At 62.6% G+C, this 12,573-nt stretch carries 6 protein-coding genes; 4 read left to right on the forward strand and 2 right to left on the reverse strand.

Features of this window, described 5'->3' with window-relative positions; translation table 11 throughout:
• Positions 1–278: 278 nt before the first annotated feature.
• From NN5_RS25425 to NN5_RS22030, 4 genes are all read left to right on the forward strand, one after another.
• Complete coding sequence (locus tag NN5_RS25425; protein ID WP_081659601.1) at positions 279–1,250, forward strand: universal stress protein; 972 nt, start codon at positions 279–281, stop codon at positions 1,248–1,250.
• A gap of 3 nt (positions 1,251–1,253) precedes the next feature.
• Entirely contained in the window at positions 1,254–9,665 is an 8,412-nt protein-coding gene (locus tag NN5_RS22020) for a GH36-type glycosyl hydrolase domain-containing protein (RefSeq protein ID WP_021690816.1), read from the forward strand.
• Between the two features lie 111 nt (positions 9,666–9,776).
• Positions 9,777–10,013 carry a hypothetical protein gene (locus tag NN5_RS22025; protein WP_013846854.1) on the forward strand — a complete coding sequence of 79 codons (237 nt, stop codon included), beginning with the start codon at positions 9,777–9,779 and terminating at the stop codon, positions 10,011–10,013.
• 54 nt (positions 10,014–10,067) lie between these two features.
• Entirely contained in the window at positions 10,068–10,394 is a 327-nt protein-coding gene (locus NN5_RS22030) for a TraR/DksA family transcriptional regulator (RefSeq protein ID WP_013846853.1), read from the forward strand.
• A 72-nt stretch (positions 10,395–10,466) separates the two neighbouring features.
• On the opposite strand, the gene NN5_RS22035 is transcribed toward NN5_RS22030, so the two are convergent.
• Together NN5_RS22035 and NN5_RS22040 are read right to left on the reverse strand one after the other, a co-directional pair.
• Positions 10,467–12,077: a bifunctional aminoglycoside phosphotransferase/ATP-binding protein gene (locus NN5_RS22035; protein WP_245656660.1), complete on the reverse strand. Its 1,611-nt coding sequence runs from the start codon at positions 12,075–12,077 to the stop codon at positions 10,467–10,469.
• Positions 12,028–12,522, reverse strand: coding sequence for an Hsp20/alpha crystallin family protein (locus NN5_RS22040; RefSeq protein ID WP_037487144.1), 495 nt, complete (start codon positions 12,520–12,522; stop codon positions 12,028–12,030). The genes NN5_RS22035 and NN5_RS22040 overlap by 50 nt, the downstream gene beginning before the upstream one ends.
• Positions 12,523–12,573: the final 51 nt, after the last annotated feature.

Genomic DNA, 12,573 nt, shown 5'->3' on the forward strand with positions numbered 1-12,573 from the left:
GCCTGGGTTCACCCGCATATTGTCGCGCAATCGCGAGCTCGGGAAGGTTACCCGAGAACGTCGTCTGAGTCCGGCGGCATTCGTAAAAGCCCTAATGGCCCCATCCTGGAACCGCCGATAGCCTTTGAGTGCTGGCTGGAATCGGGGAACAGGGTCCGGCCAGATGACGTTGATAGCAACAGTCGGAATGAGCGCCGCCGGTAGCGGGGAGACGGACGGCAACAGGAGGTTTTCCTATGTCTGCCGTATCTGCCTTTCCATCCTTCTCCCAGCCCCGAATGTCCGCGAAGACATCCGGCGTCGTCGCGTGCATCGATTGCACCGATCGCAACGCGTGGATCTATCCACACGCTCTTGCTCTGGCTTCAACGCTCGACGTTCCGGTAACGCTGCTTCAGGTCTTGGACAGAGACGCGTCGCCCGACGCACGGCCTGACCCCATCGAGTGCAATCTTCGTCGCCGCGAGGCCATGCGGGTGCTCGATCGTTGTGCTGCGACGATCGAACCGTCCTCATCTCAAACGACCATTGAGCTCGCAGAAGGACCGGCGGCGGAGGAAATCTGCCGGTACGTGCGGGAGTGTGACGAAGGGATGGTCGTGCTGGGCAGGCGCGGACGAAAGGAAGCCGGCCGCGACGGCGTGGGGGGCACGGTCCACAAGGTGCTGTCCCAGGCACCAGGCCCTGTCCTGCTTGTTCCGGTGGAAGCGCCCGTCCCGGGTTCGGCCTATCGACGGATCGTGGTGCCGCTCGATGGCTCGCGCTGGGCCGAAAGCGTGCTGCCCCTTGCGGTGCGCCTCGCGAAGGCAGCCGACGCCGAGCTGCTGCTCGTTCATGTCGTCCCCACGCCCGAAATGATCCAGGCGCGACCCCTGGAAACCGAAGACGAGACGCTGCGCGAAAACCTGATCGAACGCAACGAGCAGGCCGCGCGCAGCTATCTGGATCGGACCAGGTCCAATCTTTCGGCGATGGGCCTTCGCGCTCGCGCGATTGTCATCCGTGGCGGCGACGTTCGCGACACGCTTTGCGCGTTGGTCGATCGCGAAGCGGCTGATCTCGCGGTGATGTCCGCACGCGGGCACGGGCATCAGCATGTCAGGGACGTCCCGTACGGAACGGTTGCCTCCTATCTGATGGCCCATTGCAGTGTCCCGATGCTCGTCCTGCCTTCGGCGAGCCGCAAGGCGCAAATGACTTCGCCTGCCGCCAGCCAGAGCGTGAGATTGCCAACGGCCATTCAGGTCTGATTGATGGCCGATTATGAGGAGCGCGATCCGCTCGCCGGGGCGGCGGAGGAGGTCGCCGACCGTCATCACCTGACAGGACTGCTCGGCAAGTCGGTGCCGCTGCCCGCATGGGCGCATCTCGAGGAGATGAAGACGTGGCTGAGGCAGGCCCGACAGGCGGCCGCCAAGGCCGACAAGCGCGCAGGCGCCGCGGCTGAATGGCTGCTCGACAACGATTATCAGATACAACGCGCCATCCTGCAGATCCGCGAGGATCTTCCCGAAGAGTTCTACGCGAAACTTCCGGCGATCTCCGGGGACGGGCTCGGTCGCCCTCGCGTGCATCAGCTTGCCCATGCCTTGCTGCAGGCTTCTCACCTGCAGGTCTCGCTGAATGGCGCGGTGCTGTTCGTAGAACAATATCAAAAGACGATGCCGCTCAGCATCGCCGAGACCTGGGCCTTCCCGACCATGCTGCGCATAGTCTGCCTGGAATTGCTCATCGGAGGTTTCAGCCACCTCTTCCCGGAGGTCGAGCCGCCCTTTGAGATCGTCGAGACGCCCGACACGGCGATGGTTGGTTTTGACGATACGGAATGCGTCGCGCGCGCAATCGCGAACCTTGGCGTGATCGCGACGATTCAATGGAACGACTTCTTCGATCGAACGAGCCAGGTCGAAGCCATCCTCCGGCGCGACCCGGCAGGCGTCTATCCACATATGGACTTCGATACGCGCGATCGATATCGCCATGCGGTCGAGCAGCTTGCCGACCAGTCGGGACTCCCGGAATGGGATGTCGCCGAGCGTGCCTTGCGCCAGTGCCATAGCAGCGACGAAGCGCCATCGGGCCATGTAGGCTTCTGGCTCATCGATATCGGACGGCCTGCCTTTGCCGACGCGATCGATCCTCGTCCATGGACGCCGGGCTCGATATTGCGACGCGCGCTGCGTTATCCAGGCCTGCTTTATGCAGCCGCCTTGCTGCTCGCGGGCCTTGCGGGCTTTGCTCTACCCGCAGCCTATCTGGTTTCCACCGGCGCCACCGCCGGATCCTGGCTTCTAGGGATCGCGCTCACCCTGCTACCCGCATCGATCCTGAGCATCACCTTCGTCAATTGGCTCGTGACCCACATCGTTCGGCCGAACGTACTCCCCAAGCTCGATTTCAAGGAAGGCATCCCCGAAAGTTCGGCGACGGCAGTCGTGATGCCTGTCTTGGTCGCGCGATTGTCGGACATCGCGCCGCTGCTTCGGCGCCTGGAGGCGCACCGCCTTTCCAATCCCGACGCCGCGCTCGAATTCGTGCTGCTCAGCGACTTCGCCGATGCATCACAGGAAAGTGTCTCGGTCGATGCCGATATCGTTCGCGCGCTGACCAGCGGGATCGAGGAACTCAACGCGCGCTTTGCCAATGCCAAGGGACGTGGGCCGTTCCATTTGCTGCATCGGCCACGACGGTTCAACGCGGCCCAGGGCTGCTGGATGGGCTGGGAGCGAAAGCGCGGAAAGCTTGAGCAGTTCAACGCCTTCATCCTGAACGGAGATGCGTCCCCCTTCAATGTGACCGTCGGCAGCATCGAACGGTTGCGGCGATGCCGTTTCGTGATGACGGCCGATGCCGATACCAGGTTGTCGGCCGGCATCGTCCGGCGACTGGTGGGGACGCTATCTCATCCCCTTAACCGCGCCCACTTCAACGCTGCGACCGGCGCGGTCGAACGAGGATATACGGTTCTTCAGCCGCGCGTTGAGCTGGCGCCGGAAGCGACCGGCCAATCCTTGTTTTCGCGCCTCTACGGGGGCGACACGACCATCGATATCTATTCGCGCGCCGTATCCGACGTCTATCAGGACCTGCTCGGCACAGGCGTCTACGTGGGCAAGGGCCTCTATGATGTGGCGGCCTTTCATCGGAGCCTCGAAGGGCGCGTTCCCGAGAATACACTTCTCAGCCATGACCTGTTCGAAGGACTGCACGGGCGAGCGGCGCTGGTCAGCGATGCGATCGTTTATGAGAGCTTCCCGACCAGCTATCTCGACTTCACCTGGCGCTGGCACAGATGGGTCCGTGGGGACTGGCAGATCCTGCCATGGCTCTTTCCCTTCGTGCCCGGCGGCGATGGCCGATGGCTGCGCAACCGGCTCGGCTGGTTCGATCGGCTGAAGATATTCGACAATTTGCGGCGCAGCATAATTCCAGCGAGTATTGTGGCGCTGCTGGTGGGTGGATGGTTTCTTCTCCATGGGCAGCCCTGGGTCTGGACCTTGCTTGCCGTCATCGCGCCCGGTGCATATCTCTTTACGGACCTCGTGACCGGCCTCGCGCAGGGCCGCCGCCGCGGCGTCATGCAGAACCTGCTGCGACGTCTGGCGGATCACGCGGGTCGCTGGTTTCTCGCTATCGTCTTTCTCGTCAGTGACGCGATGATAGCGCTGCATGCCATTGCCATCACCCTATGGCGTCTCCATTCGGGCCAAAGAAAGCTCGAATGGACGTCGGCCGCCCACATGGCGACGCGCAACGCGGCGCGACATCCGCGACTGGCGGCATGGCGTGACATGGCCGCCTCTCCGGTGTTCGCGCTGATCATCGGCGCGGGTCTGTTCCTTGCCGCGCCCGCTTCCCTGCCTGTCGCGGCTCCCCTGCTGCTGCTCTGGTTCATTGCGCCTGAGATCGCGATCCGGATCAGCCGTCCGATTGAGCCGGCAAAGGACACGCTGTCCGAAAACGATCGAAAGTTCCTGAGACTGATGGCGCGGCGCACCTGGCTCTTTTTCGAGACCTTTGTGCGCCCCGAGGACAACTGGCTGCCACCCGATAACTATCAGGAGCCGCCCGACGAGGAAATCGCGCACCGAACCTCGCCGACCAACATCGGAATGATGATGGTATCGGTCCTCACTGCCTGGCGCCTCGGACATATCGGCCTCAACGAGGTTGCGACACGGCTTCACAACACGCTCGATACGTTGGATCGCCTGGACCGCTACCGCGGGCATATTCTCAACTGGTACGAGACGAGAACGCTCGCGGCCCTGGAGCCCCGATATGTTTCGACCGTCGACAGCGGAAATCTCGCGGTCAGTCTGATCACCGTCGCGCGAGCCCTTCAGGAAGCCAGAAGCTTGCCACCGGTCGCCACGGATTTGTGGCGAGGGTTTGACGACAATATCGAGTTGCTCGCCGAAGCGATTGCGACGATCGACCTCGAAGCGGCCTCCGCCGCCGGCTCGATCCTTGAGGCTATGCGGGAAACCGCCCGCAGGATTGAGGAAGGGAGGCAAGACTGGGCCGAGAGGATCGACGATCTCCTGTCGACCGATCTTCCTCGCCTGCGCGAGCAGATTACCCTGATGGCCGAAAGCGTCGGCGAGGATGAAATCGCCTCCCTGCGGAATGTCCAAGCCTGGCTGGAGCGGCTCGAACATCATCTGTCCGGCATGCGGCGAGACCTTCGGCTGTTCTCGCCCTGGTGGGAGACGCTCGCGCCGCATCCGGCAGAGTGTTCGAACGTCGCGGCAAAAGTCGCCGACCTGTTGGCGAACGACCGGCTGCCGTCCACGCACGCGGGCGCCGCGGCAGCAATTGGCGTCCTCAATGCGGCGAGAGACCAGCTACCGGCGGAAAGCCGGCAATGGGCGCACGATCTCCAGGCGGTGATCGAGGAAGGCCAGGCGGCCCGGCAAGCGCTTCATGACCGCCTCGATGACCTCTCCAGTCGCGCTAACGCCGCCGCGCACGCCATGGACTTCTCGTTCCTGTTCGATGCCGGCAGCCGGCTCTTTCATATCGGCTACAATGTGAGCGCCGATCGAATAGATCCGCACCACTACGATCTGCTCGCCAGCGAAGCACGCCTCGCCAGCTTTTTCGCCATCGCGAAGGGCGACATAGAGCCTCTGCACTGGTTCCATCTCGGGCGGCCCATCACCAAGCAGCACGCAGGCCTGGCGTTGATATCGTGGAACGGCTCGATGTTCGAATATCTGATGCCGAACATCTTCCTGCAGAGCGATCCCCAAACCCTGCTCGGAATGAGTGACCGGACCGCGATTGCTATCCAGATCGCATTCGGGCGGTCACATGATATGCCTTGGGGTATTTCGGAGTCGTCCTTCGCATCGATGGGCGAGGACCGCGTCTACCGATATCACGCATTCGGCGTCCCTGCGCTCGGCCTCCAGCGAGGTCTGGGGCGCGATCTGGTTATCAGCCCCTATGCGACGGCGCTGGCGCTGACGATCCGGCCCGCGCTGGCGACGCGCAACCTTCAAACTCTGGCGGATCTTGGCCTCATCGGCCGATACGGATTTTTCGAAGCGGTCGACTTCACGCCCGAGCGGGCGCCTGACGGTGAACGCTTTGCCGTCGTGCGCTCCTACATGGCTCATCATCATGGCATGAGCCTTGCCGCGCTCGGAAACGCGTTGTGCGATGACATGCTCGTGCGCTGGTTCCACACCGATCCTCATATCCGCACCGTCGACCTGCTCCTTAACGAAAGGATTCCATGGGAGCTGCCGCCCGAGATCGCGCGGCTTGAGGTTCGTGAGCCACAGCCGGAACCCGACGAACTGATTCCGGGCCTTTACGGCTGGGCACCCACTCGGCGCCGTGGGGAGCACGCGTGGCAGATTCTCGGCAATGGCCGGCTTTCGAGCCGCATTCGGACAGACGGTGCAGGTGGGCTGAGCTGGAACCAGCATGCCCTGACCCGTGGGGACGCAGGTTTCTGGATCTATCTGCACGACCGGGATGCAGATGTTACCTGGTCGGCAACGGGCGGCCCCTTTTCTCGACCCGAAGACGCGCCGGAGGTGATCTTCCAAGCGCATCAGGTGGAGTTCCACCAGCGCGCCCACGGCTTGTCGGTCACGACAACGATCAATGTCGCCAATGCCGACGACCTGGAGATCCGGCGTGTCGCTCTTGTCAATGATAGCGATAAGCCCCGGACCATCGAAGTCACGGGCTACGCGCAGATCGTTCTGGCTCCGGCCCAGGACGCGGCGCGCCACCCTGCCTTCAGCAAGCTGTTCGTGGGGGCGGAAGCCTTGCCTGGCAATGACGGCCTGCTTTTCACGCGGCGGCCGCGCAGTTCGGCGGAACGTCCGCCCGTCCTGCTGACCCGTGTGATCGGGGATGAAGATGGCGTTACCCTGCTCGGTCTCGAAGCCGATCGCAGCGCTTTCATCGGACGATATGGGTGCCCCAGGCGGCCCGCATTGTTGACCGGGGAACTGCCTGGTGGCCCGCTCGGCTGGACGCTTGATCCGATCTGCGCGATCAGGATGACGGTGGAACTGCCTCCGCGCGCGCGACGTGAATTCGCCTTCGTCACCATTGCGGCTGGATCCCGGCAATCGGCCCTCGAACTTGCCGAGCGCTTTACCACCCTGCCGTCACTCGACTGGGCTGTGAGCGATACGGCAAGTGCGGCGGCGCGCGAGATGCACAAGCTGGGCCTGCAGCCGCACATCGTGCCGCAGGCGCAGGCGTTGCTGTCCACTCTTCTCACCAGAGCGGCAGAGCCGGGATCGGCCGGCGCGCGCACATTTCGGCGCGGGGACCTTTGGGCGCTCGGGATATCGGGCGACCATCCTATTTTGATGCTGCGTTCCGGAACCGCGGAGCAGCAGGACCTGCTTCGACAGCTTCTCTCCTTCCACAAGCTCATGCGGCAGCGTGGTATGCCGATCGACCTGGTGGTGACGCATGAAGGAACGTCGGGCTATATCGAGCCCGTCCGCGAGCGTCTTCTGGAAGTGCTGAAGGATGCCGGGCTACAGGATCGCCTTGGCACCCATGCCGGGATACACCTCGTCGGCATCGGTCCATCCGATGGCGAGCGGGCGGCGCTTCTCGATCAGGTTGCCCGCCTCATCCTTGACGAAGCCGGCGGCAGCCTAGTCGACCAGCTTGCGCGATACGACCAGCCGCCGCATCCGGGCCCTCTGTTCGCGCCGGTCGGGGCGAACTCCGGTACAATCATGACGGCGCCCGTACCGCGCCCGGCTGATCTGCAATTCGATAATGGGTGGGGAGGCTTCGATCCGGATACGGGCGACTATACTATCTATCTGGAACCCGGTGCGCCGACCCCTGCGCCCTGGGCCAACGTCCTCGCCAACGACGGCTTCGGGACGATCGTGACCGAGGGCGGTCTGGGCTTCACCTGGGCGATAAACAGTGGTGAAAACCGTCTCACGCCGTGGTTCAACGACCCTGTCGAAGATCCTCAAGGCGAACGCCTTTATCTGCGCGATGAGGAAAACGCACGGCTCTGGACGCCGACGCCGCTTCCGGCCGGTGGAGACACGGCATGCCGCATCGATCACGGCCCCGACCGTACGTCCTGGCACCGGCATAGCGAAGGCCTTGAACAGGAGCTCTCCGTCATCGTGCCGACGCACGACACCGTGAAGCTTGTCCGGCTTCGCTTGCGTAATCAGTTGCCGCGTCCGCGCCGGATCACGGCTACCTACTATGCCGAATGGCTGATGGGCGCTGTGCAAGGAGAACAGGCGCCCCTGCGCCGCTCATTCTATGATCCGATCTCGCACGCGATTCTCGGCCAAAATCCCTGGACCGACGAATTTGCCGACCGCATCTCCTTTCTTGCTTCGACACTTCCGGTCCACACGCTCACCACCTCACGCTACGATTTTCACGGCGATGACGCCGACCCCACCAGTCCCCTCGGACTTCTGAACTGGGATCTTGGTCACCGGCAGCATGCTGCCGGTGACGACTGCTGCGCCGCCCTGCAGGTCCATCTTGATATCCCGGCTGAAGGAACCGCAGAAGTTTGCTTTGTGCTGGGGCAGGGCGACGACCTGGATCACGCGCGTGACCTTGTCCGTCGCTGGCAGGACCCATCGGCCTTCGAGACCGCGGCGCGGGAGTGTGCCGGTTTCTGGAAGGACAGGCTGGACGCGGTGCAGGTCAAGACGCCCGATCCCGCCTTTGACCTGATGGTCAACCGGTGGTTGCCGCACCAGTCGCTCAGCGCCCGCATCCGCGCCCGCGCGGGCTTTTATCAGGCGAGCGGCGCTTTCGGTTTTCGCGACCAGCTGCAGGATGTTCTGGCACAGATCCATGTCGATCCGAATGCAACACGGCAGCATATCCTTGCCGCGGCTGCCCATCAGTTCGAGGAAGGCGACGTGCTGCATTGGTGGCATCCGCCATTGGATCGCGGCGTCCGCACGCGCTGCTCGGACGATCTGGTCTGGCTACCGTACGCCGTTGCTCATTATGTTGAGGCGACCGGAGACAAAACCATCCTGAGCGAGCTGGTTCCTTTTCTGCGGGCGCCCCCGCTCACGGCCGAAGAAACCGATCGCTATGCGCGTTTCGAGGTGAGTGACTACACGCAATCCCTGTTCGTTCATTGCGAGCGCGCGCTTTCCCACGCCTACCGCCTCGGGTCTCATGGCCTCCCGCTGATTGGTGCAGGGGACTGGAATGACGGCATGGATCGCGTGGGCAACCGGGGGCATGGCGAAAGCATATGGCTCGCCTGGTTTCTCATCGCGACCATCCGAAATTTCACGCGTCATTGTGTGGATGCGGACCGGAACGAGTTCCGCGACCATTGGAACGGCCGCGCAGAGACGCTCGCGGCCGCGGTGGAACGGTCGGGGTGGGATGGCGAATGGTATTTGCGCGCATTCGACGACGACGGCCGCCCATGGGGCGCGTCGGAAGAACAGGAATGCCGCATCGATTCCATCGCGCAGTCGTGGTCCGTATTGTCGGGTGCCGGCAAGGTCGAGCGTACCCGATCGGCGCTCGCTTCGGCCAGACGATATCTGGTTCGGGATGACGACAGTCTCGTGCGTCTGCTGGATCCGCCCTTTGACCGCACGCCGCGTGAGCCGGGTTATATCAAGGCCTATCCGCCGGGAATTCGCGAGAATGGAGGCCAGTATACTCACGCGGCAAGCTGGCTCGCGCTCGCGCTCGCGCGCACGGGGGATGGTGACGGGGCCAAGGCGCTCTTCGACCGGATCAATCCTATTCAGCATGCCGCGACGGCTCGCAGCGCCGCCCATTATCGAACCGAGCCTTATGTCGTGGCGGCTGACATTGCCGGCATGGAGCCCTACCTCGGCCGAGGTGGCTGGACCTGGTACACGGGTGCCGCAGCCTGGACATGGCGGTTGGCGGTAGAGGAGATTCTTGGCGTTCGGCTCGTGGGCGGCGAACTTCAGGTGCGCCCCGTCTTGCCCAGGGACTGGGAGAGCGTCGAATTGACCCTGCGGCGAGGCCGTGGATCTATTCATGTAACGATCGAGACGGATGATACTCTGGAGAGCGAAGAACCGGTAATCGAGGTTGAAGGGACGCTCTGGGACGCACGCGGAATCCCGTTCCCCGAGAACGATCATACGCGGATAGTCGTCGTGCGGGTTGCGCAGCGAGCCTGAAGAGCAATCCAGGACTGGGGCCAACGTGTATCCGGTGCTTTACGTAGCGCCCAGTGCTTCAGGCTCGGCTACAGGAACACTTCTCAACACCTTGTTGCCGGGGAGCGACCGATGAGCACCATTGAAGAACTTAAGGCTGATCTTGCCAAGCTCCGGGACGAAGCCAAGGTCCAGGTGCATCTGGGCGCGATGGAAGCTCGCGAGGAGTGGGACGAGCTCGAAACCAAATGGCACCATTTCGTTGCAGAAGCTCGCCTTCAGGAGAGCGGCGGTAACATCAAGGCCGCGCTCCAGGTGCTCGCTGATGAACTTCGTTCGGCTTACCTGCGTCTGAAGAAGGCGCTATAAATCTGCACCGAACCCCAAGCCGATTTCGGTACCTACTGTTCTGAAGGAATCTCCGTGACTGACACAGCCGCCATAGAAGAGCGCCTGACAGAGCGACTGTCGGAACTTCGCGCTCGGCTGACGCGAGTGAATGCGGATCTGGCTGAGCCCCTTAATGCGGACTCATCGGAACAGGCCGTCGAAGTCGAAGATGATGCGGGTCTGGAAGCCGAGGCAAGCTTGATCGTGCGGGAGGCCGCTTCGATCGATCGTGCCCTGGAGCGAATTGCGAAGGGCACCTATGGCGAATGCGTTCGTTGTGGGTCGCAGATTGCACCGGCTCGGCTGGATGCACGGCCGGAGGCAGCATTGTGCATCGATTGCGCACGCGCCGAACAATGATCGGCATCGCGACCTCACCGGATGGAGAATCCCTTCGGCTGGGGCGACATGCGCGGCTTGCATCATTCCCCGTCACAAATGGCGGACATCCAGGACGTCCATGACCTGCGTTGCGACCGTCTTGCGGTCATCCGCCGCGTTGACGCGGTGCCAGTTGATGTGACCCAGATCGTAGCGGGTCTGCATCGCGACAACAGCTGCGTTGGCATCCGAAGCGTCATGTGTCCGGCTGGATACCCTCGCGGTCAGCATATCCGGCGACGCGTTGAGCCATATGCCATCGAAGCGCGCATCTCGTCGCAGTGCGACCTCCTGGATCGCCGTGCGCTCTTCAGGCTTCGCATGGACAGCGTCGGCCACCACCGAATGCCCGGCGTAAAGCATGTGTCCCGCCAGCCGTCTCAGCTCTGTGTAAATCGCTGCGTTCGCGGACAGGGTATATGCGTCTTTGGGAAGCGGCGATTCTGGCGGCACGCCGGCAAGTCGCTTCCGCAGCACATCGGATCTCAGAATACGCGCGCCTGGAACCTCGCCGAGGGAATGGCCGATCAGTTTCGCTATTGTGGACTTGCCGGACCCGGAGAGCCCGCCAATGGCGACGAGCCGCGCGGGCACCGGTTCGAGCACTGCGCGCGCCAGCGTCAGATAGGCGCTGGCCTTTTGGGTCAGAGCTTCGTCTGAACCATCGCTCGCCTGTGCGGCCGATGTATGGGCGCGAATCCCGGCTCGGATCGAAAGAAACAATGGCACAAGAGCCACGCCGGCCTCGTCTTGAGGGGAAATGTCCAGATAGCGATTGAACAGGGCATTCGCTTCGCAATGAAGGCCGCGGCCCCATAAATCCATGAGTAGGAACGCAAGGTCGTAAAGGACATCGCCGGTCGCAAGTTCGGGACTGAATTCCAGGCAGTCGAACAGGACGGGGCTCCCGTCGATCACGGCAATGTTACCCAGATGCAGATCGCCATGGCCATGTCTCACGCGCCCGCTTCGCGCACGTGAATCGAGCAGATCGGAGTGCTGGGCCAGCAGGGCGACTTGCCTGTCGATCAGGTCTCTCACGAGCCGAGCGGGAAGAATGTCGGGGAATCGAGCCATGCTTCGATCATTCCCGGCAATGACGGCTTCCAAACGGCTGCGCCCCGATCCGGACAGGCAAGTCTCGGCGCCATCATGAAATGCCTTGATCCGGTCTGCGAGCTGCGTGATCAGCACATCGGTCAGGCCACCTTGGGTTGCCACATGATCGAGCAAGGCGTCATCGGGAAAGCGGCGCATCTCCAGAAGCCAATCGACAGGTTCTCCCTCGCCATCGAGGTTCAGGCAGCCCGCCGAATTCTTGGATACCGGGCGAACCGCCAGGTAGAGTTCCGGCGCGGTCCTGCGATTAAGCCGTAGCTCCGCTTCCAGGGCGGCGCGGCGTCTATCGGCGGTTGAAAAATCCAGATAGTCGAACTGGACGGCACGCTTGAGCTTCCATGCACGATCGCCGACGAGGAACACACGCGCCGCATGCGTGTCGATCCGACGCATGGTCTCTCCAGAGCCGAAGGCTCGTCCCTCGAGAAGGGTTATGACGTCGGCTTGCGGGTCTGCGTGGTGCCGAGGTCCCGTCGAAGCCTCCGGCAAACTGCTATGCCTGCCCGATTTCGATCTTCCGACTCCGCGCTGGCGCATTTTCATCCTTGGTCAGTGTGACGGTGAGGACACCATCCTTGAATGCAGCGGTGATCCCGTTCGGGTCAACGTCGCTGGGCAAGGATACCTGGCGCCGGAAGGAGCCATATCGCCGTTCGCTGAATACATAGCCCTTGTCCTTGCGTTCGGTCTCCTCCTTCTTTTCGCCGGCTATCGTCAGGAGACCGTCAGCGACGCTGATATCGATATCATCATCGGACAGGCCAGGGAGCTCGGCGGTGAGGCGATAGGCCTTGTCCTCATCGACAAGTTCAATAGCCGGAACTGGCGCGATTGAAGATCGATTGCCGACACCGAACAGACTGGCGGCGGGGCGGCCAAAATCTTCGAAGAGGCGGTCAATCTCCGTGCGAAGCCAATCAACCGGATGATCGAGAATTGGGCTGATCGGATTGGCCTTGGACGTGGTCGCTGGAACCTGATCATTCATGGCGGACCTCCTGCGAAATGAATGCTCGAGGTCCGGATTGGGCGGGGGGGG

It is taken from the genome of Novosphingobium naphthalenivorans NBRC 102051, from assembly GCF_001590985.1.
Classification (GTDB): Bacteria; Pseudomonadota; Alphaproteobacteria; order Sphingomonadales; family Sphingomonadaceae; genus Novosphingobium; species Novosphingobium naphthalenivorans.